We start from the raw sequence: 23,956 nt of genomic DNA, 5'->3' as shown, positions 1-23,956 counted from the left end.
TTTGGATCTTCGGCTCGTGATTAAGGAACCTGCTGATTAATTTCAATGCTGACCTGGCCGTTACCGGCAAAATCGGTCAGCGAACTGTCGCCGTACCAGTCACCCGAAGCTGGCGTCGCCAGACCATTCTGTGAAATACGCACGCGTACTTTTAATTGATGCAACGAAGAAAGCAAGCGTTCCGGCATCATCGCATTGCTGTCATCGACGGTAATCGCCAGCGGGAAGCGGCTCAGTGGCAGTTTTTTAACGGCCACCGGCACCGGGCTGCTGCCATCGGTCACCGAGATAAAGACCGTGCCATCTTGCGGAAGTTTCTGCTGAGCATCAGCAGAAAGCGTTACGTTTACCGCCAGTTTAACCTGATCTAACCCCGCCTTCTGTTTTGCCTGTGCAATGCTTGCCTGAACCATCCCAAGACGTTTATCACCCGCGGGCAGAATTTTCTGCATAACTTCCCACGCGCCAATGGCTTGCGGATAATGACCCTGTTCATATTCATTATAGGCCAGCAAGCTTAATACGCGCAGATCGCCCTGAGATTTTTCCAGCATACTGCGTAAAAGATTTCCGCCGGTAAGGTTATCCTGCGGATCTGAAGAGCGTGTTAACACTTCGGTATAACCGAGTTTTACGTCCATATCGTTCGGAGCCAGTTCATACGCATGGGCGTAGGCCTGTGTGGCGGTGGCGGCATTATTGAGCGCCATGCCCACACGACCGAGCATCACCCAGTCCTGCACATTATCCGGATTTTCCTGCAAATCGGTCCGCAAGCCCAGTCCTAAATCCTGCACATCCCTGGCGGTCAGCGGCGTGCCGTGATCGTCGGCGATACGGTGACGCAAATCAGGCATGTGCTGCATCACCTGATTCCACGCACTCACCTGCCCTAATCCGCCCGCATATAAATAGAGGCCCAGCGTGATGATCACCAGCAAAATCGCGCCCGGCAGCAGCGTCCAGCGGCCGATCTGTTGTACCGCCGCCGGTGCCTGGCCGTCAGGGATATCGGTCAGCAAGTTTTCCTGCAATTCCTGAATATGCGCCGGACGTTCATCCACCACGCCCTGCGCTTCGTCCTGTTCCAGCTCACTCAAACGGTGATGGTAAAACGCTTTATTGAGCGCATCGCGCGACGTATGTTCCGCGCGATCGCCACGGATCACCGGCACAATAAACAGCGCCAGTGCGATGACCAGCATCACCAAAATACACAGCCAAAAAATACTCATGATCCGGTCCTGTCGCTGTCTTTAAGTAACTGCGCCAGGCGCTGTTTCTCTTGTTCTGACATGTCTTCTGAACTGTTTTCGCGCAATACCGCAGGGCGGCGGGAACGCATGAAAATCATTGCGGCACCGATAATCACCACTAAAACCGGGCCAAGCCACAGGATGATAGTTGAAGGCGTCACCGGCGGTTCGTACGTGACGAAGTTACCGTAACGCGCCACCATATAGGCGACGATTTGCTGACGATCCTGCCCTTCACTGAGCAACTGAAACACCTTGGTGCGCATGTCGGCGGCGATAATCGAATCGGACGCCGCAATATTGGTGTTCTGGCATTTCGGGCAGCGCAGCTGCGCGGTGATCTCGCGGTAATCCTGCTCCTGCTGTGGCGACGTAAACTGATAGGTATCGATAGCCGCGAACGCGCTGAAACTCAACGCCACACCGAGCATTAACGCAGGCAATACGCGTAAAAATTTCATGCGTTGCCTCCGTATTTTTTGTACAGCGGCAACACTTCGGTTTGCCAGACTTTCTCATTCAGGTCGCCCGCATGGCGATAGCGGATAATGCCTTGTCCGTCGATCAGGAACGTTTCCGGCGCGCCGTACACGCCCAGATCTAACCCGAGCATTCCGTCGCCGTCGTACAGGCTGAGCATGTACGGATTGCCCAGCGTATTCAGCCAGTTAACCGCTTTCTGACGGTCGTCTTTGTAATTGAGCCCGACCACGCGCACGCCTTTGGCGGCCAGTGTATTCAGGTAATCATGTTCGGCACGGCACGTCGGGCACCAGGTTGCCCAGACGTTCAGCAGCATCGGTTTGCCATCGCGCAGCACCGACTGGTCGTAGGTTTTTCCGGCCTGCGCCAGCGATTCCAGCTTAAACACCGGCACCGGTTTGCCGATCAGGGCAGATTCGAGCAACGTCGGATCATCACCGTTGGCGTTGCGTGTCAGCTGGAGTAACAAGGCCGCCGCCAGCGCCAGAAACAGAATCAGCGGAATAAAGAGAAGTTTACGGTTCATTCCTCAGCCTCCGCATTGCCCTGTTTCTTCAGTTTTTTGCTCATGCGGTAACGCGGGTCGAGAATACACAACACGCCGCCGGCAGCCATAAAGAGCCCGCCCAGCCAGATCCAGCGGACAAACGGTTTGTAATACAAACGCACCGCCCACGAGCCGTCATCCAGCTCTTCGCCCAGCGCGGCGTACAAATCACGCGCCAGATTGCCGTCGATGGCAGCTTCGGTCATCATGCTGCGCGCCACGCTGTAGAAGCGTTTTTCCGCGTGCAGCGTGGTGACTTTTTTACCGTTCTGCGTGACGTCGATATTCGCTTCGCCGCCAGTGTAATTCGGGCCGGTAATGTCGCGAACGTCGCGGAAGACAAAGTGATAATCATGGATATCCACCGTATCACCGGCTTTCATGCGCACGTCGCGTTCAACGCTGTAGTTCTGGCTGAACGCAATACCAATCACCGTGACCGCCACGCCCAGATGCCCGAGCACCATGCCCCAGTGGCTGCGGGAAAGTTTGGTCAGACCACGCCAGAACGTATGACGGTGCGTGGCGCGTTCATGCAGTTCCATCAGCGTCAGCACAATCACCCACACCGACATCAGCAGGCCGACAACGGTCATGCCGACAATCTTGTCCTGCAATAACCACGGCAGAAGAATCGACAGAACCAGCGTCACCACCAGCGCAACGCCCAGACGACGCCACAATTTGCTTGGCTCATCGCGACGCCAGCGCACCAGCGGGCCGATGCCTAACAACAGCGCCAGCGGTGCCATCAGCCAGGTAAACATCGTATTAAAGAACGGTTCGCCGATGGAAATACTGCCCAGCCCGAGCTGTTTGTGAATCAGCGGCAACAGCGTGCCAAGTAAAACCACCAGCATGGCGGCGACCAGCAAAACGTTATTGCCGAGCAGATAACTTTCGCGCGAATGCAGTTCATGACGGCCCGGCGCACGCACCGAGTTGCCTTTAAAGGCGTACAGCAGCAAGGAACCGCCAATCACAATCACCAAATACGCGAGGATAAACATGCCGCGCGCCGGATCTGAGGCGAATGAGTGAACCGAGACCAGCACGCCGGAACGCACCAGGAAAGTCCCGAGAAGACACAGCGAGAACGCGGTGATCGCCAGCAGAACCGTCCAGGCTTTGAATGTCCCGCGTTTTTCGGTCACGGCGAGCGAGTGGATAAGCGCGGTTCCCGCCAGCCAAGGCATAAATGACGCGTTCTCGACCGGATCCCAGAACCACCAGCCGCCCCAGCCCAATTCGTAATATGCCCACGCAGAACCGAGCACGATGCCGATGGTCAGAAACACCCACGCAGCCGTCGTCCACGGACGCGACCAGCGCGCCCACGCGGTATCAAGCCGTCCGGCCATCAGCGAGGCAATCGCAAACGCGAATGCCACCGAGAAACCGACGTAACCCATGTACAGCAATGGCGGATGGAAAATCAGGCCGATGTCCTGAAGCACCGGATTCAGGTCGCTGCCGTCCACAGGGAAATTCGGTAAAGAGCGGATGAACGGATTCGACGTCAGCAGAATAAACAGCAGGAATCCGCTGGTGATCATGCCCATTACGGCCAGCACGCGCGCTACGGCGTCCTGCGGCATCTGACGGCTGAACAGCGCAACGGCCAGCGTCCAGCAACTCAGCAGCAACACCCATAACAGCAGCGAACCTTCGTGCGCGCCCCAGGTGGCCGCCACGCGGTAATACACCGGCAAATGGGTGTTGGAGTTATTGGCGACATACGCGACAGTGAAATCATTCACCACAAACGCGTGAACCAGAATCGCAAAGGCCAGCACGATACAGGCGAACATGCCGTACGACAGCGGACGCGCCATCGCCATCATCCGGTTATCCTGTCTTGCCGCGCCCCATTGCGGGTAAATACTCAGTAAAACCGCCAGACCTAACGCCAGACAGAGTGCAAAGGTTCCGAGTTCCGGCATCATGAGCGGTTGCTTCCTTTATCGTTACCCACATACGCCGAAGCCGGCCCTTTGTGGTTTTCTTTCATGGCGTCGGCCACTTCCGGCGGCACATATTTTTCATCGTGTTTAGCCAGAACCTGAATCGCATTCACGACATTCCCCGGTTCCATCACACCCTGCGCCACCACGCCCTGCCCTTCACGGAACAGATCCGGCAGAATGCCGTTGTACGTCACCGCAATCGCGCCGCGCGCATCATAAATCTTGAAACTCACCTGCAGGCTTTTCGGATCACGTTTTACCGAACCGGGCATCACCATGCCGCCGATGCGCAGGCGCTGACCGACTTCCGGCATTTCGTGATTGTCGCCTTTGCCCTGCAGGATTTCACCCGGTGTGTAGAACAAATCAATGTTGGAGCGCAGCGCATACATCACCAGTGTAATGCTCAGGCCGAGACCGATCAGCACCACCAGCGCCAGCGACAGGCGTTTCTTACGACGTGGATTCACAATAACTTCTCCCCGGATGTCTCCGGTTCCAGCGGTGACGTCTGTGCGCCTTGCTGTTTTTTAGATGTGGACTGATTAATGCGTTTTTCGCGAGCCTGACGGCGTTTCACGTCGTCGAGAATCTGACGATGCTGCACAAGCGTGTGCGCCACCAGCGCAATCAGGGAAATCAGGGTTGCCGCCACCGACAGCCAGACATAAAAGGCATAACCGCCCATGGCGAAAAAATCGTGCCAGCTTGGGAATGCAGGGCTCATCCGCGACGCTCCTTATTCAGCAGGCCAGCCACCCACGGACGCAGACGTTCCTGATGCAAAATCAGGTTACGTAAACGCATCAGCGTGAGGGTAATAAAGAAGAACAGATAACCGAAAATCGCCCAGCGCAGCGGATAACGCATACTCGGGTCGATGGATTGCTGCATGTTGGTGGAACCCTGATGCAGCGTGTTCCACCACTGAACGGAGTAATGAATGATGGGAATATTGACCACGCCGACCAGCACCAGAATACCGGCAGCGCGACCAGCCAGACGGCGGTCATCGAAGGCGTTATACAACGCAATCACGCCGAGATACAGGAACAGCAGCACCAGTTCGGACGTCAGACGTGCATCCCAAACCCACCAGGTGCCCCACATCGGTTTGCCCCAGGCCGAGCCGGTGACCAGCGCGATAAATGTGAAAACAGCCCCGACCGGTGCCATCGCCGCAACGGCCAGATCCGACATCTTCATCTGCCACACCAGGCCGATGAACGCCGCGATAGCCATTGCGCTGTAAATCCCCATCGACCAGATCGCCGCCGGGACGTGAATGTACATAATCCGGTAGCTGTTACCTTGCTGATAGTCGGGCGGCGCATAACCAAAACCCCAGACCCAGCCGATCACCAGACAGGCGATACCGAGTAGCCCGAGCCACGGAATGAACCGGCCACAGACGTGGTAAAGCCGTTCAGGCCGCGCGAGTTGATGTAACCATTTCCACATTGTTATCGTTGCTCACTTTAAAATGTCACTGTGTGGGTTGCCGTGGAGCCTCGGTGGGCTCTTGTGCGGTCAGATATCAATTCCCCGCACTTATTGTTGGCTTGTCTATTGTTCACTATAGAGAAGTGTGATGTTAGTCAAAGGTTGCGTTTTTTCTTCTCTATTGTAACGGCACGTAAAATAATTCTGTGTTAAGTGCCAGCATCAAAACTAACCCTAAATAATTCGGGTTGCAGGAAGGCGGCAAACGACGCCATCCCGATGAGCTGACACAAGTCAGTGATTCGGGTGGCGAAGAGCAGCCAACGCATCTGCAGCCCGAATTATTTAGGGTTAGTGAACGCTGACTCGCAGGGCGGCTGCGGTAGCAAACGGCGCTAACGTCGCACTGCCCGCTAACATCGCGCCGAGGATCGCCAGATACCCGACGATGGGCATCGACATCGACGCGGCATCAATCGCACCCGTGGCAAAAATCAGCACCGGAATATACAGCGGCAGCACCAGCAGACTCAGCAACACGCCGCCCTTGCGCAGCCCGACCGTCAGCGCCACGCCGATGGCACCGATAAAACTCAGCGTCGGCGTCCCCAGTAAAATCGTCAGCGCGACGGCTTTCCAGGTTTCAAAATCGAGTGAAAGTAACAGGGCAATCAGCGGAGACAGGATCAGTAACGGCAAACCGGTCACCACCCAGTGAGCACATACTTTCCCCAGAACCGTGAGTGCCAGCGGCGAGGGCAATAACAACAGCTGCTCAAGCGTGCCGTCGAGATAGTCATCGCGGAACAACCTTTCCAGCGCCAGCAGGGACGACAACAGCGCGGCAACCCAGACAATACCGGGCGCAATCCGCGCCAGCAGTTTTGGCTCCGGGCCAATTCCTAACGGAAACAGCGTAATAACAATCAGGAAAAACCACAGCGGGTTGATAATTTCAGCGCTTTTCCGAAAAGCGATTTTCAGTTCGCGGCTCAGAACCTGAGTAAACATTCGGTCTCTTTCCCTTTCGCGTCACGCCAGCTCTGCGCCGGTCAGACGGATTTTCCGCACATCGCGGTTAACGCCCTGTAAATCCTGATGCGTAGTCAAAAGCACCATTCCGCCCTGCTCCGCATGTTGTTCGAACAGCGCAATCAGCGTCGCAACGCCCTGCTTATCAATGGCCGTCAGCGGTTCATCGAGGATCCACAACGGCGCATTGCTCAGCCACAAACGCGCCAGCGCCACGCGCCGTTGCTGCCCGGCGGACATCTGCGCGACCGTGACATCTTCGTAACCCAGCAGGCCGACATTTTCGAGTGCCTGATAAATAGCGTCCGCTGCGGCGTCACCGCGGGGGGACGAACTGCTGACAGACAGACAGAAGGCAAGGTTTTCAAACGCAGTAAGCACTGACTTTATGCCGGGCTGATGGCCGAGATACAGAAGTTCCTGATGAAAAACATCGCGCTGACGGCGGGTACTGACGCCCTGCCAGCGGACTTCACCGGCGTCCGGAGAGGACAGCCCGGCCAGAATACGCAGCAAACTGGTTTTACCGGCACCGTTCCGGCCCTCAATCTGCACCATTTCGCCCGGCAAGACCGTGAAACTCAAGCCGCTAAACAAGGTCCGCTCATCGCGAACGCAGCTCAGGTTAAGGGCTTCAAACATGGAGATGTCTCTTATTTTTCACAAGTCCGCATCATATCACAGGCGTCCGGCACGACGCAGCTTAGGGAGCGGTACGTTATTGCATATAAACGCCCGCCAGAAAAGTCTGATATCGCAGACATTGCCCCAAAAATGACCCATAAGGTTCGTGGGTTAACGGTTTGTAACTTATTTGTATATCTGCTCATAAATTCCCGACCTCGCCTATGCTTACTGATGATCACTTTTTAGCATTGAGATTTCTTTGCGGGGGAAAACGATGAGCGACGATAAAAAGCATGAGAGCAGCACCAACGTTGACAGCGAGGAGCATTCGCAGGGCAAGGAAATAGAAACCGGGGAAGAGAATCTGCCCTCCAAAGCGGCCGCCGTGCATGAAGTTATCCGTATGGAAGGCGAGAAAGAGCTGGAACGTGACGGCCAGGCGTTGCTCTGGTCAGCGATTGCCGCCGGGCTTTCGATCAGTGCTTCGCTGATGGCGAAAGGCATTCTTCACGCCCGACTGCCCGATTCGCCGGAACGGTTCTTTATTGAAAATATCGGTTATACCGTCGGGTTCATTATCGTCATCATGGCGCGCCAGCAGCTGTTTACGGAAAACACCGTCACCGCCGTGTTGCCCGTCATGCAAAAACTGACCGGCAAAAACGTCGCACTCTTGCTGCGTTTGTGGGGGCTGGTGCTGATTGGAAACATCATCGGCGGCGGCTTTGCCGCACTGGCGTTTCATCTGGTGCCATTTTTTGATCCGGAGACCGACAAAGCCTTTCACGAGATCAGCATGGAAATTATGGAAAAAGGACCCGGCGCGATGTTTGTCGGCGGTATGGTTTCCGGCTGGCTGATTGCCACGATGGTCTGGATGATCCCTTCCGCAGGAGCCGCCAAACTGTGGGTAATTATGCTGATGACCTACATGGTGGCAATCGGCGACCTAACGCACATCGTCGTCGGCTCGGTGGAAGTCCTCTATCTGGTCTTCTCCGGCGCAATCCCGTGGACCGACTTTATCTGGCCTTTCGCCCTTCCGACGCTGGCCGGAAACATCGCGGGCGGCACCTTTATCTTTGCGCTTATCAGCCACGCACAAATCCGTAACGACATGAGTAATCAGAAGAAAGCCAACGTCAAAAAAGCAGAACAGGAAGCCGCGAAGAAGGAAGCGGCGAAACCGTGAAGAGGAATAAAATCGCAGAACTGGCGACGAAACGACCAAACGGCAGGCTAACGCCTTATTATTGAGAGAAAAACGGGTATACTACGCGGGCGCTTTCTACTGGCGTCCGTGTCTCCTTAGTTAAACGGATATAACAAGCCCCTCCTAAGGGCTAGTTACAGGTTCGATTCCTGTAGGGGACACCATTTAAATCATTTCAGAGTAACTCACCGTAATTTTCAGTTTTCTAAAAATCATCCTTTATTATTAGTTCATAATATTGGCCATAATGCAAAAAACCACCCGCAGGTGGCTCGATTTCATATTAAGAATTATTATATTTTCGGCTGAGTTGCCGTGATTATGGCTGACACTGAACTGCCGCCGCAAAGGTCTCTCGAGTCATAATGGCGAGACCAGTAGCAAAGCCAGTTTTCTAAATCTTCACAATTATAATCTTTGCGAGCCATGCCCTCTGCAATCACGACTACCTCTTCGCCTGGTGCCGTGAGTTCATACCCATTCAGCAACAGAAAAATATATCCCGCCATCATAGCCGTTCGTTTATTACCATTTGCAAAGGCATGGTTTTGGATGAGGCTTTCGATCAGTGCGGCTGACAGCACGAACATATCATCGGTCTGATCATAATATTTAATTGCACTTGGTCTTGCCTGAGATGAATAGAGGCCGTTAGGATTAATAACATCTATTTGTTCGCCAGGGGTCTGCGTCTCAATTAGCGTTCTGTTTATGTATACCAGGTCATCAACAGACAGATAATGAATCCCTTCAACAATCTCAGCCATAGACGCCTACTTAAACTTTTGAGAGTTCTTCCATCGCTTTTTCGTAGCGAACAAAACCAAAGTCAAAAGCATTTTTGACTTGATCTTTGTGAGCATAACCCGTGCCAATCGCTGCGCGCGGTGATGCTATCGCGCTTTTGTCACGAGGCGGTATAAGCAAACGCTCTGCCTTCTTCAATGCGTGACTCATAGATTTACCCTCTCAGAAGCACCGTGCGGCGCAGGAATTAGAATACAAACTGTACTGTCTGACATGATAGAGACATTGAACTGACAGTACAACTTAGGTTGTATTAAACAGCGTTTATTGGGCCATGAGATATTAATCCCCTATACCCACAAATTCCCAATTTTGAGATCTCGCGCATTTTTTTTGATGAAGAATTTGTTTTACTTACACATGTTAACAAATGTTACGGGAATGATTCCGTAATGAAAATTCAGCAGTCCGTAAGGAAACTTTCATGAAGATTGTGGCTACTTTTTGTCTCGCGGGACTTTTCTCTGTCAATGCCTTTGCCCTCACCGGCAATGATGCGACCACCAAACCAGACTTGTACTATCTGAAAAACGATCAGGCAATCAATAGCCTGGCGCTGCTTCCACCGCCTCCGGCCGTCGGCAGCATTGCATTTCTCAACGATCAGGCGATGTACGAACAAGGGCGGCTTCTGCGTTCGACTGAACGCGGCAAGCTGGCGGCTGAAGATGCCAACCTGAGCGCAGGCGGCGTTGCGAATGCGTTCTCCACGGCGTTTGGTTCACCGATTACGGCGAAAGACACGCCGGAATTGCATAAGCTGCTGACCAATATGATTGAAGATGCGGGCGATCTCGCGACCCGTTCTGCGAAAGAGAAGTACATGCGCATTCGTCCGTTCGCGTTCTACGGCGTACCGACGTGCAACACGACTGATCAGGATAAATTGTCTAAGAATGGATCTTACCCGTCGGGTCACACCTCCATCGGCTGGGCGACAGCGCTGGTGTTGACGGAAATTAACCCGCAACGTCAGGATCAAATCCTTCAGCGCGGTTTTGATTTAGGCCAGAGCCGCGTGATTTGCGGATATCACTGGCAGAGCGATGTAGATGCGGCGCGTATTGTCGGCTCGGCGGTCGTCGCCACGTTGCACACCAACACCGCTTTCCAGCAGCAATTGCAGAAAGCCAAAGACGAGTTTGCTAAACAGCATAAGTCGTAAATTTATTAAGACGTAAAAAGTCAAAACGCTTTTGCCGGGCGACATGCAGTCAGGCAAAAGCGTCAAATTTTATTCATCCCGTTACAGCCTGTTACCAGCCCGGAACCGCGCCACCGTTGAAGATTTTCTCTGCGGCTTTTGCCACTTCCGGCGACTGATAAGATTTCAGAAACTCCTTCACGTTCTCCGCGTCTTTATTGTCTTCGCGCGTCACCAGCAGGTTCACGTAAGGTGAGTTTTTGTCTTCGATAAACACGCTGTCTTTGACCGGTGATAACCCGGTTTGCTGAATATATGTAGTGCTGATGATCGCCGCGTCGACTTTCGGGTCGTCCAGCACACGCGGTAACTGCGCGCCTTCGAGCTCCATAATGTTCAGATGATGCGGGTTCTCAACGATATCCGGCGCCGTCGGCAACAGACCTTTCCCTTCTTTCAGGGTGATCAGTTTCTCTTTTTGCAGCAGCAAAAGCGCACGGCCAAGATTGGTCGGATCGTTGGGGATAGCCACCGTTGCGCCATCTTTCAGCTGATCGACCGTTTTGATTTTTTTCGAATAACCGGCCATCGGGAAGACAAACGTATTACCGACAGCGACAAGATTGTAGCCATGCGCTTTATTGTCCTGATCGAGGAACGGGCGATGCTGGAAAACGTTGGCATCCAGCTCGCCGTGCTGCGTGGCGTCGTTCGGCAGCAATGAACCGCTGAACCCGACCAGTTCGACATCCAGCCCGTATTTCTCTTTCGCGACTTTTTTGGCGACTTCGGCGACATCCTGCTCCGCGCCGTTAATCACACCGACCTTGATGTGTTTCGCATCGCTGCCCTTCTGATCACAACCTGCCAGCAACAATCCTGCGAGTAATACGAAAGCGCCTGTCCGAAAATGCGGCATTGTCAGTTTCACGTTTTTTCCTTAAAAAATAAGCCTTAATCCACAGTGACGCTGACTATAACAGGGTCAAGGCAGCGGCTTAAAAAACGAAAAAAGCATCAATAAGAAGAAAAAAGCATAACCGGGAAATAATGCGCAGCACTCCCCTGCCCGATTCTTTCCGAAACGTGTAGGCTGGATAAAAATGACTGACGAGAGCCCGGAAGAATGGAAATTATTGAAGCGGACGAACAGCACGTTTCCGAAATGCAGAAAATCTATGCCTGGCACGTTTTGCACGGCACCGCGTCCTTTGAAACGGAGCCGCCAACGGTGGATGAAATGGCCGCGCGCCTGAAGAAAATCAAAGACGCCGGGCTGCTCTGGCTGGTGGTTTTGCATGAAGGGGAAGTGAAAGGCTATTGCTACCTCGGGCGATATCGCGAGCGTCACGCTTACCGGCATACGCTGGAGGATTCTATTTATATTGACCCCGGTTTTCAGAAACGCGGAGCGGGAAAAGCCTTACTGCGCCGGGCGGTGGACTGGGCGGAAATGCACGGTTTCCGGCAGCTGATCGGTAACGTCGGCGACAGCCAGAATCTGGCGTCCATTCACCTGCATCTGGCGGCCGGTTTCACCGTCACCGGCACCCTGAAATCGGTGGGATTTAAGCACGGGCGCTGGCTCGATACCGTGTTTATGCAGCGCCCGTTAGGCGGCGGCGACCAGACGCCGCCGGAATAACGCCCTTTAAAGCCCTACCGTGTCACCGGGTGCGGGGGCTAATTTCCGACCGGCGGTTTTGCGCGTCGCACTGCCGCCCCACACTTCCTGATAGTCGTAACCGGTCAAATCCTTGATGACTTTCTGGCACTCCGGCGTGCAATCATTCAGGTCGCCGCCGAGTTTCAGGCGTGCCACTTCTTTGATCAGCGTTTTGTGCGTGTCCCGCGTCAGCTTGAATTTAAACGTCATATAAAAACTGACGGTCAGCAGAATGCCGGTCGCAAAAACCATCAGCCCGATAATCGCGTGCAGCGCACTTTCCGGCTGAACGCCCTGCCCTTTGACGAAACCGCTTTCTTCCAGCACCACGCCAATCAGCATAATCGCCAGCGCGACGGTGCTCTTTCGCGTTAATACCATCACACCGGCAAATATCCCTTCGCGGCGTTTTTTGGTGACGATTTCATCCACGTCGGGAATAAAGCTGTAGATATTCCACGGAATATAATAAAGCCCGGCGCGCGCGAAACCGAATACGGCAAAGACCGCCGAGAACAGCAGCAGGGAAACCGCCATGTCGGTGATATAGACATAAAACAGAAACGCCAGCACACAGAATATAATGCTGTAGGACAACCGCAACGCACCCGACGGCGTCATATTTAATTTTTCCAGCAGCATCATAAATGCAAATGTCGAGGGGACAGAGACCAGCGCGGCCACGCTTAAATAACCTGAAACTGATGAAGCATTTTGATGTAACCCGTAAACCACATAATAGGTAAAGACGGCACCAAAAACGTCCAGCGCAGTGAACGAAAAGATATAGATAATAATATGCTGGCGGAACATACGTATTCTGAACGAAGAAAAGAGATCTAATACCAGACTTTTTAAATGATGCCACAAACTGCCGCCACCGGTGGTGACCGGCTCCGGTTCAAACTCCTCGCGCACGTCTTTCGCTTCCCACGTACACATCCAGGTGGTGAATACCGCCACGCAGAAGATGCAGGCAAAAATGATACCGGTGTAGGTGTATGTCAGTGAATTATCTTTGCCGGTGAACTGCATCAGGATGCCCGGAATCGACACTGCCAGCAGGCCGCCAAGCTGGGAGCAAATCATGCGGACGCCCGAAAGTCGGGTGCGTTCGCTGAACCGGTTGGTCATTTCAGAAGAGAGCGTTTCCCACGGCACCAGCACCATGGCGGAGAGTAATTCGATAGAAAGATAGGTGCCGAGATAGTACCAGTAGCTCATATCGGTGACCCAGACCAGCGCGTAAAGGAACATCAGTGGTGCGCTGATCAGCAGGAAAAACCGCCGCCGCCCGAATTTTCTCCCCAGCCAGGTATTGCCGAAGTTATCGGTGATATACCCCATGATCGGGCTTAATATCGCGTCGATAACGCGGGCAATCGCGAAAATAGAACCGGCTTCAAAAACAGATAATCCGCAGTAGGTGGTATAAAAGAATAATAACCACGTACCAATAACGGCGAATGCGCCGCCACCAAATAAATCCGTTACACCATAGCCTATAGCGGTGCCATAACCGACTCTTCGTTCAGTGGGTTTCATTTTTATTATCCTGTGGATGTAGGGTTATTATTACTCTTATTTATCGGTAAGCATTATCCATTTCCGCAACTGAGATGACCGGTAAACAGCCCCGACAATATTCAGGGAGATTTCAGCGTCATAAATATCGGTATAATTTTTATTTTGGGTATAAAGCGTATTCCCGGAATCACGCACTGACTGGTAGAAATTAAACACAGCCTGACGATGGCTGTTGCCCCAGTAACTTTTTGCGCTGCCTGACGGATTTTCATCGCTGATTAACGGCGTTTTATTTTCTCCTTCAATCAGCCAGAGGGTGTTGTGATGCAACTGCAAAAGCCCTTTTTCGCAATGGATTTCCAGCAGCAGCGGGGAATCCGCACTGTGGCAGTTGGTCGCATAAAACAGCCCGCGCGCGCCGTTGCCGAGTTTAAAACTGGCCATCGCGGTATCTTCATTTTCGGTGAGTTCGCTGAGAAAACTGCTCTCCACCACACCTTTCACCGCCAGCACGCCACCGCCAAACCACTGCAGAAGATCCAGCGTATGAATGGCCTGGTTGATCAGCAAACTGCCGCCTTCTGTTTCGAAACGCCCGCGCCACGGGCTTTCGGTGTAATACGTGCCGCTGCGCGACCACGTCAGCACGGCTTTGATGCTGAGCATTTTGCCGAGCTGCCCGCTGTCGAGCAGCGCTTTAATTTCCCGGCTCGACGGGTTCAGGCGGTTCTGATAACAGACACCCAGCAGGGCGTCCGTTTCCGTTGTGGCACGTTTGATGGCGGCAACTTCCCCGGCATTCAGTGCCACTGGTTTTTCGGTGAACACATGTTTTCCGACAGCCAGCGCAGCAAGAATGGCTTCCTGATGCAGATGATGCGGCAGACAGACATGCACAACATCAATCCGCGGGTCACGCAGCATTTCATGATAATCAGCATAAAAATCACAATTATACCGCTGCGCCAGCGCCCGACCTTTTTCGATATCAATTTCGGCAATCGCCCGCAGCGTGCTTGCGGGCTCCTGTTCTATCGCCGCCACGTGGCAGAAATGGATGGATCCGCAGCCGATGACGGCAGCATTAATCATTTTCATCATGCCCCCGTTTCAGCACGTCCCGTTCGCCAGCATCTGCGCCCGCACGCAAAGCTCGGCGGCTTTAAACGCGTGCTCCTGCGTCATGGCGTTTTCGGTGCGGTTCAGACAATCGAGGATGAGCTGCCCGAAGAACGGGAAACCGACCTTTCCGGAAACCGGATAACGGAATTCGCCGTCCTGATTCACCAGATACACCACGTCCTGCTCGCCGCGTGTGATATCGACATATTTGCGCACCTCGATATACCCTTCGGTGCCCAGCAGCGTCAGACGCCCGTCGCCCCAGGTGCTGAGCCCTTCCGGCGTAAACCAGTCGCAGCGGAAATACCCGCGCGCACCGTTTTCACCTTCCAGCATCGTGTCGCCAAAATCTTCAAAGTTCGGGTATTGCGGATGGTTGAAATTCAGCGCCTGCGCCGCGACCACGCGGGCATTGCCGTTGCCGGTATAAAACAGAAACTGCTCAATCTGATGACTGCCGATGTCACACAAAATCCCGCCAAATTTATCCCTTTCGTAAAACCAGTCCGGACGCCCTTCACCCTCGCGATGCGGGCCGGTGCCGAGCGTCTGAACCACACGCCCAATCGCCCCTTCCTGCACCAGCTGCCCGGCAAACACTGCGCTTTCCACATGCAGACGTTCGCTGTAATACACCGCATATTTACGCCCAGTTTTCGCCGCCTTTTCTTTTGCTGCCGCCAGCTGTTCCAGCGTGGTGAGCGGCGCTTTGTCGGTGAAATAATCTTTTCCGGCGTCCATCACTTTCAGCCCGAGCGCACAGCGTTCCGACGGAATTCCCGCACCGGCCACCAGTTGCACTTCTTTATCGTCGAGAATGGCACTCAGCGATGGCGCGACCGCCACCTGCGGATACTGGCTGACGAACTTCGCCACTTTTGCCGGATCCGGATCGTAAACCCACTTCAGGCTGGCACCGGCTTCAATCAGCCCGTTGCACATCCCGTAGATATGCCCGTGATCGAGCGCGGCGGCGGCTATCACGAATTCGCCCGGTTTCACCACCGGCTGCGGTTTACCCACCGGCGCATAGTTCATTCCGTCTTTGTTGATCATTTTTACGCTCCAATATCCATGTCTTTGCCCAGCGGGATAGCGTCTTCGTTGGCGAAATTCTCCACGGAAGCCGATTTCTCATAAAAGTGCGGAGCCAGCGAAACCAGCCCGCCGGTTTGATAAAACGGATCCGACGGCGCAATCGGCAGCGAAACCACACTGCGGGTGATGGCCGATTTATAAATTGCAGCGATGAGCTCCAGCGAACGCTTGCCCTGAACGCCGTCGATAAGCGGCGCGGTGTGCGTTTCCAGTGCGGTGAGGAAGTTGTCGATCTGGCCGGTGTGCAACGTGTGCGTCAGTTTGGGCACTGAGCGGTAAATATCGTCGAGACGGTTTTCGCGGGCGGTGTCACGCTCTTCTACCGGAAAACCGTTCGGGGCAGAAATGCTGGCAAATTTATCCCACGGCGCGGAAACCCGGGCTTTTTCGCCCTGAATGACAATTTTCTGATCTTCCCCGTGATGCACCACAGAGGCCGTCAGTTGCGTCAGCGCACCGGAATCATATTTGAAAATCGCCGCCGAAAGGTCTTCCACTTCGGCATTATCGTGGGCGGCATTAGTGATCATTGACACCACTTCGGAAGGAAAACCGAGCATCCACTGAATGGCGTCAATGTGGTGAACCGCGTGATTAAGCGTGCAGCCGCCCGCCTCTTTTTCCCAGGTTCCGCGCCACCACAGATCGTAATAGGAATGGCCGCGCCACCAGAAAGAATCGACCTGCGCGTGGCAAACTTTGCCCGCCTCGCCGGAATCGAGCACCTGTTTCAGCCGCCAGAACGCATCGGTAAAACGGTTTTGCGCAATGATGGAAAGCGTTTTTCCGCTCTCCTGCGCGGCGCGGATCATCGCATCGCACTCCTGCAAAGAAGCGGCCATCGGCTTTTCGCACAGCACATGCTTTCCGGCGTTCAGCGCATCAATGGAGATTTCGGCATGCACATACGGCGGCGTGCAGACGTCAAAAACGTCAATGTCGGCGTCATTGAGAATTTCCTGATGACTGGCGTAAACCTTCGCGCCGGTCAGCCCGTAATGCCGTTTTTTCTCTTCTGCTTTCTCCGGATAAATATCCACCAGCGCGACCACCTGGCAGCGATCGGCAAACTGCAAATATCCCTGAATATGGTTATGTGAAATATTACCCGTACCAATAATGGCTATTTTAAGCATTATCCTACTCCCGATAAAAACCGAAGGGCGACCGTCACCTTGCTGAATTTATTAATAATTCAGGACAGGTAAATACGATATTTTTTCTCTGATCGTGTTATTCAGGAGAGTAGTAACGACTTTTTTTTCCAACAACTGCTATTTGTGACAGGAATTGCAGTGCGCTATTTGCTATTTGCTATGATGGTGAATAGCTCATTAATTACAAACAGTTAACCGTGGCAATAAGTCCATCTCTCAATGAGGCGTTGATCACATAATGACGGGAAAATTAAAAATCAGGCAAATTGCGGAGCTCACCGGGCTTTCTCCGAGCACTGTTTCCCGTGTCCTGGCGGGTAAATCGAATGTCAGCCCGCAGGCAAAAGAAAAGGTATTTACCCATGCAAGAACAATGGGTATTTTGCGCGACATTCCCGCCAGCCGTTTGTTAATGAATACTCTGTTAATTTGCGCACCACCTGCCGCATTTTCCCCGCATGAAGATCTCTATTATTACGAAGCCATTCAGGAAATCACCGCCGAAGTGGCACGCTTTGATATTCACATCCGTAAATGTGCACTGACGGTAAATGACCCCGATATCGCGGTTTTTATGCAGGCGCTGAATCAGTCCGACGTGGACGGCATCATTATCATCGGAATTGATGACGTGATGCTTTACCGTCTGGCGGCGGAATCGAATAAACCGGTGGTGATGATGAACGCGAAAGACAGCGAGATGCGCCTTGATTGCGTGTCAGCGGATCACTATTCCATTGGTTATTGCGCGGCGAATTTCCTTTTTCAGAAAGGCCACCGGCCGGTATTACTCTTCACCGATCTGCGCCGTGAAACCATGATGCAAAGGCTGGACGGTTTTAAACGCGCTTGTCTTGAGCACCACGTCATTTTTGACGAAGCGACACATCTGCTGATCAATCACGGCAACGGCAAAGAGCAGGCGCGTAAATGCTTCGATCAATACCTGAAAGAGCACAAACGCGAATGCCTGCCGTCGGCCATTATCTGCGGCAGCACGCCGATTGCGCACGCCACGGTAGAAGCGTTGCGGGATCAGGGCATTCAGGTGCCTGAAGACATTTCCGTGATGAGCATGGATTTCGAGCACGACATGAAACTCACCTCCCCGATGAATTTCACCTCCGTGCTTCTCCCCTGCCGGGAATTAGGCAGCGAAGCCGTATATATCCTGCAAAGCCGCCTGACACGGCCTTCCGGCGCGAAATTTAACCTGCTGTTACAGGGGAAAATTCGCCACGGGTTATCGGTCGCTGACGTGAAGTGGAAACGTAAGGGGTTGTATCCTCAGCCGGTGGGATCATGAATTTTTTCTCACTCGCCGTGAGGGGCAGACCGAGAAAATTTCGGTTTCTCACTCGCCGTGAGGGGCTGATCGAGAAAGTTTCGGTTTATCAATCGCAGTGATCACTTAACGCGCTGCGCCGAAACCGACCAAAGAGGGTTATGACGAACCCTCTTTGGAATCTCCGCGTCTTTTAAAACACGCGCTTTCGCTCGCTGACATTGTTTCAGCAGCCACAATTATTGCCGCGAAAACTTGCCGCTGCGCGGTTCCCTTTCTCGGTTTCGAGCCATTGGTCTCGAAACACTTCGTTCGGCAAGCTTTCTGAATGCGGCTGGAGGCTTTCTAAATGTGCAAGCGTTTACGAGCGGTTGCTTTGCTCCTCCCACTGCGAATGGGGAGGCCGGGAGGGGGTTTAGCAGACCACTGAGCCGCTAAAACCAACACCCCATCCCGGCCTTCCCCTCGTGAGAGGTGAAGGAGCAAATCAAACCAGCCAGCATCAATCTTTCGAATTACATAGCCTCTGGCCGCTTTCAAAACGATGTTGAGCGAGTGGTGAGAAACGGCGAGAGTCTGTTTTCGAGCTGGTTCGAACCCGAAGCGAAAGTACCGCGTAGCGGCGGCGTTTGCGGCAATAGCCAGAGTGGCTGAAACATAGCCAGCGAGCGGCAGCGCGCAGTTAAAGAGCCCGGGATTCTCAAGGGGCGCGGCGACAGGCGCTCCTTGAGGCCAGTTTGGGTGGCAACCCAAGGTCTTGATTTTGAAATGAAGCCAGTTTGGGTAGCAACCCAACGTCATGCTGGAACAAACCCATTAAAATGTTACGATTACCGCCGTCACCGGCCCCCTGCCCCCGAGATCGTCATGAACAAACTCACTGCTTCTGTTTCAGAATCGATTACCCGCGATTTAGCCTTGCGCATTATTCGCGGCGAGCTGGCGGTCGGGTTACCGATCCCGGGGGAAAATGAGCTGGCGCAGCAGTATGAAGCGTCGCGCACGTCGGTGCGAAATGCGCTTCAGGTGCTGGGGGCGAAAGGGATGTTACTGATTCAGGCCAAGCGCCGCAGCATCGTTACGCCCCGCGAGCAGTGGAGCTTTCTGGATGCCGAAGTGTTGTCGTGGCTCGAAGATGTCGGTATCGAATCGGAGCTGGTGGAACAGCTGATGCTCACACGCCTGATTTTTGAGCCGGACGTCGCGGCGATGGCCGCGCTCAATGCCACCGGTCATGACCTGGCCGCGATTGAAGATGCGCTGGCGACCATGCAGTCCGGCCAGAAAAATAATTCTGCCGTACAATTCGAGCAAGGCGATCTGGCGTTTCACACCGCCGTTTTGCAGTCGTGTCATAACCCGTTTCTGGCGTCGGTTGGTAACGCGCTGTCGGCGGCTATGCTCCTGTCATTCAAACAAACCCTCGAAGATGACCTGCAACTGACGCAGGAAGCCGTGCAGCAGCACCGCGATTTGCTGGAAGCGATCCGCCTGAAACAGGCTGATTCCGCGCGTAAATGTATGCGCCACATCCTGCTGAGCGCCGCCCATAAACACATCTGGCGCGAAATCCCCGAAAAGTATCAGCACTTCTTTTAACGATCTTTCTTTCCCCAATTAGCTAACTTCCGATCTCCCTCACAGTTATAAGGTTATTTTTTCCCCATCATTCTTGTCACACAAGATTAATAGAGTTGTAACTCAAGAATGAAAAAACACTGGATTGCCATCGACTGGGGAACCTCGAATTTTCGGGCGTTTCTGATGAAAGAGCATGAATGCCTCGACCAGATCAGCGCGCCCTGCGGCCTGCTGCATGTGCCTGACCGCCAGTTTGCCGCCACGCTCAAACCGCTGATCGGCAACTGGCTGGATGAATTCCCTCAACTGCCAGTGCTGATGGCGGGCATGGTTGGTTCACAGCAGGGCTGGCAGGAAGTGCCGTATGTCGCGCTGCCCGCCGGTTGCCAGCAACTGGCGAAATATACCGCTGTGCTGGAAACGCCGTGGGGCAGCCCGTGCCGGATTGTCGCGGGCGTCAGCGGGAACAATGAATTCGGTTTGCCTGACGTCATGCGCGGCGAAGAAATTCAGCTGATCGGGCTGGCGGCGCGGCATCCCGCTCCGCAAAACAGCCAGTACGTGATCCTGCCCGGCACGCACAGCAAACACGCCGAGCTGCATAACGGTGAGATCCGGCAGTTCAGCACGTTCATGACCGGCGAGATTTATTCGGTGATGCTCAGCCATTCACTGCTTGGGCGTGATGTGCCGCCAGCGCCGGAAGACGAACCCGCTTTTGCCCTCGGCGTCACCCATGCGCAGCGCGCGCCACACCTGAGCAATGCACTGTTTTCAGCCCGCACTTTGCGGCTGAACGGCGTACTCGCTCCCGATCAGGTCGCCAGCTATTTATCCGGTCTGCTGATCGGCGCGGAATTACACGCCGTGGCGCACAAACAGGCGTGGATCGTCGGTTCACCCGCCTTAACGGAACGTTATACCCGCGCCGCCAAACAGCTCGGAATCACCCTCAATTCTGCCGACGGCAATGCGTGCTTCATTCAGGGCATGACGCAGATTTATCAGTGTCTGAACGGAGAGTCCGCATGAATTATCTGAGTTTTTCCCGCCGCTGGCAGGAATGCACGTTGCCGCTGATTGCCATTTTACGCGGCATCACGCCGGAGGAAGCGCAGGGCGTGGCACAAACGCTGCTCGAATGCGGGTTTACCTACCTGGAAGTGCCGCTCAACAGCCCGCGTCCGCTGGAATCCATCGCCATCATGGCGAAAACCACCGGCCAGCGCGGCTTTGTCGGCGCGGGAACCGTGCTGACTGAACATCAGGTGCATCAGGTCGCGGAGGCGGGCGGGCAGCTGATTATCTCTCCGAACATGGAACCGACGGTGATCCGCGCCACCTGTGAACTTGGTCTGCTGAGTTTGCCGGGCATTGCCACACCGGGCGAAGCCTTTGCGGCGCTGCGCGCAGGAGCCAGCGCACTGAAGTTTTTCCCTGCCGAATTAATCACGCCTGCCGTCACCAAAGCGATGCGGGCAGTTTTACCGGCGGAAGTGGTTTGCCTGCCGGTCGGCGGCGTGAATGCCGATGCCGGGCAAATGCGCGCTTATCTGCACGCGGGCGCAAACGGATTTGGTCTGGGCGGCGGTTTGTATCAGCCGGGCATCGCCCTCTCAGCCCTGCGCGAACGTGCGCTGGCGTATCAGGCGGCATGGCAGCAGGCGGCGCAACAATGAAAACGTCCGTGCTGCACAATGTATCGGTTATCGGCGATTACCGTGCTGAGTTGGGCGAAACGCCGGTCTGGTGTTTCCGTTCACAATCGCTGATTTGGGTCGATATCGTGCAGCGGCGGATCCTGCGCTACTGGCCGTATCAGGAAGATCGGTTTGAAATCCACACCCTGCCGTTTACGTGCAGCGCCGCATTGCTGACGGACCGGCCGGAGCATTTTTTGCTGGTCACCGGGGAAGGTTTAAAACGCTATGATTACGCCTCCGCCACCCATTATCCGCTGTGCGGCTGGCCGGAAACCGCCGCCACGCGCCCGAACGAAGCGGCTGTCGCGCCGGACGGTTCCGTGTGGTTCAGCACAATGGACGTCACCGCCGCCCGCGCCATCGGTGGCTGGTATCGCTTCGCCACCGGCGACGCGCAGCCGGTGAAAATGCTCGGCGATCAGCATGTCCCGAACACGCTGGTCTGGCACGGCGGTCACGCCTGGTTCATCGATACTTTCGCGCACTGCTTTTACCAAAGCCCGGCCAGCCTCATCACAAAACCCACGCTGCGCACCTGGCCACTGCCGGACGATGTTTTTGCCGACGGCTCCGCCGTAACCCGCACCGGCCTGTTGCTCAACGCCCGCTGGGGCGGGGCTTGTCTGGCGGCTTATCAGCTTAATGATTATGCCCCGCAATTTCTCACGACGTTCCCTTTGCCCGTCATGCAGCCCTCAAGCTGCGCTTTCGGCGGCAGAAATTTTCAGGATTTATACATCACTTCGGCGCGCGACGGGCTCAGAACGCCGTCCGCCACGGATGGCGCTTTGCTGCGCTACGAAACGCCCTACACCGGACAGCGGGCCTCCCTGTTCACCCTGTAAAAACCCATAAAAATCAAAATAATCTCAAAGGTGACTTATGACGACGAATATCATTTCCCGGCCGATTCCCCAAACCAACCGGCAAACCCTGCTGGTGTGTTTTATGGCCGCGCTGGCGGGTCTGCTGTTCGGGCTGGACATGGGCGTGATCGCCGGTGCGTTACCGTTTCTGGCGCAGGAATTCGGGCTGAGCAGCCATCAGCAGGAAATGGTGGTCAGCGTGATGATGCTCGGCGCGGCGCTCGGTGCGCTGTGCAGCGGCCCGTTGTGTACGCGCATCGGCCGCAAAAAAACGTTGCTGATCGGTGCCGCGCTGTTCGTCGCCGGTTCCATCGGCTGTGCCTTTGCGCCTGATTTGCAGATCCTGATCGTCTCGCGCTTCCTGCTGGGCGCAGCGGTTGGCGTGGCCTCGTTTGTGGCTCCGCTATACCTGTCTGAAATCGCGCCCGAACACATCCGTGGCAGCATGATTTCGCTGTATCAGCTGATGATCACCATCGGCATTCTGGCGGCGTTTCTGTCGGATACGGCGTTCAGCCAGAGCGGTAACTGGCGCTGGATGCTGGGCATTATTACCTTCCCGGCGCTGGTTTTGTTTGGCGGCGTATTAACGCTGCCTGAAAGCCCGCGCTGGCTGATGATGAAAAACAAAAGTGAACTGGCGGAAAAAGTACTGCTGTTGCTGCGTTCGACCAAAGCCGACGCACACATCGAACTGGAAGCTATCCGCCAGAGCGTGCAGATGAAACAACGTGGCTGGCAGTTATTCCGCGCCAACAGCAATTTCCGCCGCTCCACCTGTCTCGGCGTGCTGTTGCAGTTCATGCAGCAGTTCACCGGCATGACCGTCATCATGTATTACGCCCCGAAAATCTTCGCGATTGCCGGTTTTGCCTCTACGCAACAGCAAATGTGGGGAACGGTGATTGCCGGATTAACCAACGTGCTGGCGACCTTTATCGCCATCGGTCTGGTAGATCGCTGGGGCCGCAAACCGATTCTCAAACTGGGTTTCAGCGTGATGGCCATCTGCATGACGCTGATGGGCTGGATGTTCTTTACCGGCATCTCCAGCCTGACCCAGCAATACGTTGCCGTCACCTTGCTGCTGATTTTCATCGTCGGATTCGCCATGAGCGCCGGGCCGCTGATCTGGGTGTTGTGCTCTGAAATCCAGCCGCTGGCAGGCCGCGATTTTGGCGTCACCTGTTCCACGATGGCGAACTGGATTGCCAACATGATCATCGGTGCAACCTTCCTGACGCTCATCGACACCATCGGCAGCGCAGGCACGTTCTGGCTTTACGCCGCGCTCAACGTGGTCTGCATCGTGCTTACCCTGATCTTCGTCCCGGAAACCAAAAACATCTCACTGGAAAACATCGAAAAAAATCTGATGGCCGGTTTACCGCTGAGAAGTATCGGCAACCCGCGCTGATCCCCCGACACGATG

General features: G+C 54.5%; 25 protein-coding genes and 1 tRNA gene. 10 read left to right on the top strand and 16 right to left on the bottom strand.

What is annotated here, in order from left to right; translation table 11 throughout:
• Positions 1-20: 20 nt before the first annotated feature.
• The 9 genes from ccmI to ccmA form a co-directional block, all read right to left on the bottom strand.
• Entirely contained in the window at positions 21-1,235 is a 1,215-nt protein-coding gene (ccmI, locus tag BV494_RS01325) for a c-type cytochrome biogenesis protein CcmI (RefSeq protein WP_104921217.1), read from the bottom strand.
• Positions 1,232-1,717 (bottom strand): cytochrome c-type biogenesis protein, encoded by a 486-nt coding sequence (locus BV494_RS01320; protein ID WP_104921216.1) that lies wholly within the window; start codon positions 1,715-1,717, stop codon positions 1,232-1,234. Before BV494_RS01320 ends, ccmI begins: the two co-directional genes overlap by 4 nt.
• Entirely contained in the window at positions 1,714-2,265 is a 552-nt protein-coding gene (locus BV494_RS01315) for a DsbE family thiol:disulfide interchange protein (protein ID WP_104921215.1), read from the bottom strand. The genes BV494_RS01320 and BV494_RS01315 overlap by 4 nt, the downstream gene beginning before the upstream one ends.
• Entirely contained in the window at positions 2,262-4,232 is a 1,971-nt protein-coding gene (locus BV494_RS01310; RefSeq protein WP_104921214.1) for a heme lyase CcmF/NrfE family subunit, read from the bottom strand. The genes BV494_RS01315 and BV494_RS01310 overlap by 4 nt, the downstream gene beginning before the upstream one ends.
• The gene (gene ccmE, locus BV494_RS01305; RefSeq protein ID WP_104921213.1) at positions 4,229-4,723 is read right to left on the bottom strand and encodes a cytochrome c maturation protein CcmE; all 495 of its coding nucleotides are present in this window, start codon (positions 4,721-4,723) and stop codon (positions 4,229-4,231) included. The genes BV494_RS01310 and ccmE overlap by 4 nt, the downstream gene beginning before the upstream one ends.
• The gene (ccmD, locus tag BV494_RS01300; RefSeq protein ID WP_104921212.1) at positions 4,720-4,980 is read right to left on the bottom strand and encodes a heme exporter protein CcmD; all 261 of its coding nucleotides are present in this window, start codon (positions 4,978-4,980) and stop codon (positions 4,720-4,722) included. The genes ccmE and ccmD overlap by 4 nt, the downstream gene beginning before the upstream one ends.
• Positions 4,977-5,714 carry a heme ABC transporter permease gene (locus BV494_RS01295; protein WP_104921211.1) on the bottom strand — a complete coding sequence of 246 codons (738 nt, stop codon included), beginning with the start codon at positions 5,712-5,714 and terminating at the stop codon, positions 4,977-4,979. Before BV494_RS01295 ends, ccmD begins: the two co-directional genes overlap by 4 nt.
• Before the next feature lie 333 nt (positions 5,715-6,047).
• Positions 6,048-6,707, bottom strand: a complete 660-nt coding sequence (gene ccmB, locus BV494_RS01290; RefSeq protein ID WP_104921210.1) for a heme exporter protein CcmB — start codon at positions 6,705-6,707, stop codon at positions 6,048-6,050.
• Between the two features lie 21 nt (positions 6,708-6,728).
• Entirely contained in the window at positions 6,729-7,370 is a 642-nt protein-coding gene (gene ccmA / locus BV494_RS01285; protein WP_104921209.1) for a cytochrome c biogenesis heme-transporting ATPase CcmA, read from the bottom strand.
• Positions 7,371-7,629: 259 nt separating this feature from the next.
• On the opposite strand from ccmA, the gene BV494_RS01280 reads away from it, so the two are divergent.
• Together BV494_RS01280 and BV494_RS01275 are read left to right on the top strand one after the other, a co-directional pair.
• Complete coding sequence (locus BV494_RS01280) at positions 7,630-8,547, top strand: formate/nitrite transporter family protein (protein ID WP_104921208.1); 918 nt, start codon at positions 7,630-7,632, stop codon at positions 8,545-8,547.
• A gap of 110 nt (positions 8,548-8,657) precedes the next feature.
• Positions 8,658-8,732 (top strand) — tRNA-Arg (locus BV494_RS01275).
• A 129-nt stretch (positions 8,733-8,861) separates the two neighbouring features.
• Here the strand turns inward: BV494_RS01275 and BV494_RS01270 are convergent.
• The gene (locus tag BV494_RS01270; RefSeq protein WP_104921207.1) at positions 8,862-9,335 is read right to left on the bottom strand and encodes a type II toxin-antitoxin system death-on-curing family toxin; all 474 of its coding nucleotides are present in this window, start codon (positions 9,333-9,335) and stop codon (positions 8,862-8,864) included.
• Between the two features lie 10 nt (positions 9,336-9,345).
• The gene (locus tag BV494_RS01265) at positions 9,346-9,525 is read right to left on the bottom strand and encodes a hypothetical protein (protein WP_104921206.1); all 180 of its coding nucleotides are present in this window, start codon (positions 9,523-9,525) and stop codon (positions 9,346-9,348) included.
• A gap of 274 nt (positions 9,526-9,799) precedes the next feature.
• On the opposite strand from BV494_RS01265, the gene phoC reads away from it, so the two are divergent.
• Positions 9,800-10,540, top strand: a complete 741-nt coding sequence (phoC, locus tag BV494_RS01260) for an acid phosphatase PhoC (RefSeq protein WP_104921205.1) — start codon at positions 9,800-9,802, stop codon at positions 10,538-10,540.
• Between the two features lie 91 nt (positions 10,541-10,631).
• Here the strand turns inward: phoC and nlpA are convergent, their stop codons facing one another.
• On the bottom strand, positions 10,632-11,450 hold the full coding sequence (gene nlpA, locus BV494_RS01255; RefSeq protein WP_104921204.1) for a lipoprotein NlpA: 819 nt from the start codon (positions 11,448-11,450) through the stop codon (positions 10,632-10,634).
• 195 nt (positions 11,451-11,645) lie between these two features.
• Here nlpA and BV494_RS01250 point away from each other — a divergent pair, with 195 nt between their 5' ends.
• On the top strand, positions 11,646-12,164 hold the full coding sequence (locus tag BV494_RS01250; RefSeq protein ID WP_104921203.1) for a GNAT family N-acetyltransferase: 519 nt from the start codon (positions 11,646-11,648) through the stop codon (positions 12,162-12,164).
• Positions 12,165-12,170: 6 nt separating this feature from the next.
• Here the strand turns inward: BV494_RS01250 and BV494_RS01245 are convergent, their stop codons facing one another.
• From BV494_RS01245 to BV494_RS01230, 4 genes are read right to left on the bottom strand one after another with little or no spacing between them, the layout of a single operon-like run.
• A complete protein-coding gene (locus BV494_RS01245) occupies positions 12,171-13,730 on the bottom strand; it encodes an MFS transporter (protein WP_104921202.1) in 1,560 nt (519 codons plus the stop codon).
• Between the two features lie 36 nt (positions 13,731-13,766).
• Positions 13,767-14,810: a Gfo/Idh/MocA family protein gene (locus BV494_RS01240; protein ID WP_104921201.1), complete on the bottom strand. Its 1,044-nt coding sequence runs from the start codon at positions 14,808-14,810 to the stop codon at positions 13,767-13,769.
• Between the two features lie 12 nt (positions 14,811-14,822).
• Positions 14,823-15,890, bottom strand: a complete 1,068-nt coding sequence (locus tag BV494_RS01235) for a Gfo/Idh/MocA family protein (protein ID WP_104921200.1) — start codon at positions 15,888-15,890, stop codon at positions 14,823-14,825.
• Positions 15,891-15,892: 2 nt separating this feature from the next.
• Positions 15,893-17,068: a Gfo/Idh/MocA family protein gene (locus tag BV494_RS01230; RefSeq protein WP_104921199.1), complete on the bottom strand. Its 1,176-nt coding sequence runs from the start codon at positions 17,066-17,068 to the stop codon at positions 15,893-15,895.
• Between the two features lie 259 nt (positions 17,069-17,327).
• On the opposite strand from BV494_RS01230, the gene BV494_RS01225 reads away from it, so the two are divergent.
• The 6 genes from BV494_RS01225 (at position 17,328) to BV494_RS01195 (ending at position 23,941) form a co-directional block, all read left to right on the top strand.
• Entirely contained in the window at positions 17,328-18,395 is a 1,068-nt protein-coding gene (locus BV494_RS01225; protein WP_104921198.1) for a LacI family DNA-binding transcriptional regulator, read from the top strand.
• A gap of 846 nt (positions 18,396-19,241) precedes the next feature.
• Positions 19,242-19,973, top strand: coding sequence for a FadR/GntR family transcriptional regulator (locus tag BV494_RS01215; RefSeq protein ID WP_104921196.1), 732 nt, complete (start codon positions 19,242-19,244; stop codon positions 19,971-19,973).
• A gap of 108 nt (positions 19,974-20,081) precedes the next feature.
• Positions 20,082-20,987, top strand: a complete 906-nt coding sequence (locus BV494_RS01210; protein ID WP_104921195.1) for a 2-dehydro-3-deoxygalactonokinase — start codon at positions 20,082-20,084, stop codon at positions 20,985-20,987.
• Complete coding sequence (locus BV494_RS01205; RefSeq protein WP_104921194.1) at positions 20,984-21,634, top strand: 2-dehydro-3-deoxy-6-phosphogalactonate aldolase; 651 nt, start codon at positions 20,984-20,986, stop codon at positions 21,632-21,634. The genes BV494_RS01210 and BV494_RS01205 overlap by 4 nt, the downstream gene beginning before the upstream one ends.
• Positions 21,631-22,503 carry an SMP-30/gluconolactonase/LRE family protein gene (locus BV494_RS01200; protein ID WP_104921193.1) on the top strand — a complete coding sequence of 291 codons (873 nt, stop codon included), beginning with the start codon at positions 21,631-21,633 and terminating at the stop codon, positions 22,501-22,503. The genes BV494_RS01205 and BV494_RS01200 overlap by 4 nt, the downstream gene beginning before the upstream one ends.
• Before the next feature lie 37 nt (positions 22,504-22,540).
• Positions 22,541-23,941 (top strand): sugar porter family MFS transporter, encoded by a 1,401-nt coding sequence (locus BV494_RS01195; RefSeq protein WP_104921192.1) that lies wholly within the window; start codon positions 22,541-22,543, stop codon positions 23,939-23,941.
• Positions 23,942-23,956 lie beyond the last annotated feature (15 nt).

The organism is Rahnella sikkimica (assembly GCF_002951615.1).
Lineage (GTDB): Bacteria > Pseudomonadota > Gammaproteobacteria > Enterobacterales > Enterobacteriaceae > Rahnella > Rahnella sikkimica.
The sequence above is the reverse complement of the archived record's forward strand: the minus strand, read 5'-3'. Positions and strand labels throughout refer to the sequence as shown.

Bases quoted from the DNA above. Each gene is read 5' to 3' on its own strand.
- ccmI (WP_104921217.1), bottom strand. From the start codon at position 1,235: ATGAGTATTTTTTGGCTGTGTATTTTGGTGATGCTGGTCATCGCACTG.
- BV494_RS01320 (WP_104921216.1), bottom strand. From the start codon at position 1,717: ATGAAATTTTTACGCGTATTGCCTGCGTTAATGCTCGGTGTGGCGTTG.
- BV494_RS01315 (WP_104921215.1), bottom strand. From the start codon at position 2,265: ATGAACCGTAAACTTCTCTTTATTCCGCTGATTCTGTTTCTGGCGCTG.
- BV494_RS01310 (WP_104921214.1), bottom strand. From the start codon at position 4,232: ATGATGCCGGAACTCGGAACCTTTGCACTCTGTCTGGCGTTAGGTCTG.
- ccmD (WP_104921212.1), bottom strand. From the start codon at position 4,980: ATGAGCCCTGCATTCCCAAGCTGGCACGATTTTTTCGCCATGGGCGGT.
- BV494_RS01295 (WP_104921211.1), bottom strand. From the start codon at position 5,714: ATGTGGAAATGGTTACATCAACTCGCGCGGCCTGAACGGCTTTACCAC.
- ccmB (WP_104921210.1), bottom strand. From the start codon at position 6,707: ATGTTTACTCAGGTTCTGAGCCGCGAACTGAAAATCGCTTTTCGGAAA.
- ccmA (WP_104921209.1), bottom strand. From the start codon at position 7,370: ATGTTTGAAGCCCTTAACCTGAGCTGCGTTCGCGATGAGCGGACCTTG.
- BV494_RS01280 (WP_104921208.1), top strand. From the start codon at position 7,630: ATGAGCGACGATAAAAAGCATGAGAGCAGCACCAACGTTGACAGCGAG.
- BV494_RS01270 (WP_104921207.1), bottom strand. From the start codon at position 9,335: ATGGCTGAGATTGTTGAAGGGATTCATTATCTGTCTGTTGATGACCTG.
- BV494_RS01265 (WP_104921206.1), bottom strand. From the start codon at position 9,525: ATGAGTCACGCATTGAAGAAGGCAGAGCGTTTGCTTATACCGCCTCGT.
- phoC (WP_104921205.1), top strand. From the start codon at position 9,800: ATGAAGATTGTGGCTACTTTTTGTCTCGCGGGACTTTTCTCTGTCAAT.
- BV494_RS01250 (WP_104921203.1), top strand. From the start codon at position 11,646: ATGGAAATTATTGAAGCGGACGAACAGCACGTTTCCGAAATGCAGAAA.
- BV494_RS01245 (WP_104921202.1), bottom strand. From the start codon at position 13,730: ATGAAACCCACTGAACGAAGAGTCGGTTATGGCACCGCTATAGGCTAT.
- BV494_RS01240 (WP_104921201.1), bottom strand. From the start codon at position 14,810: ATGAAAATGATTAATGCTGCCGTCATCGGCTGCGGATCCATCCATTTC.
- BV494_RS01235 (WP_104921200.1), bottom strand. From the start codon at position 15,890: ATGATCAACAAAGACGGAATGAACTATGCGCCGGTGGGTAAACCGCAG.
- BV494_RS01230 (WP_104921199.1), bottom strand. From the start codon at position 17,068: ATGCTTAAAATAGCCATTATTGGTACGGGTAATATTTCACATAACCAT.
- BV494_RS01225 (WP_104921198.1), top strand. From the start codon at position 17,328: ATGACGGGAAAATTAAAAATCAGGCAAATTGCGGAGCTCACCGGGCTT.
- BV494_RS01215 (WP_104921196.1), top strand. From the start codon at position 19,242: ATGAACAAACTCACTGCTTCTGTTTCAGAATCGATTACCCGCGATTTA.
- BV494_RS01210 (WP_104921195.1), top strand. From the start codon at position 20,082: ATGAAAAAACACTGGATTGCCATCGACTGGGGAACCTCGAATTTTCGG.
- BV494_RS01205 (WP_104921194.1), top strand. From the start codon at position 20,984: ATGAATTATCTGAGTTTTTCCCGCCGCTGGCAGGAATGCACGTTGCCG.
- BV494_RS01200 (WP_104921193.1), top strand. From the start codon at position 21,631: ATGAAAACGTCCGTGCTGCACAATGTATCGGTTATCGGCGATTACCGT.
- BV494_RS01195 (WP_104921192.1), top strand. From the start codon at position 22,541: ATGACGACGAATATCATTTCCCGGCCGATTCCCCAAACCAACCGGCAA.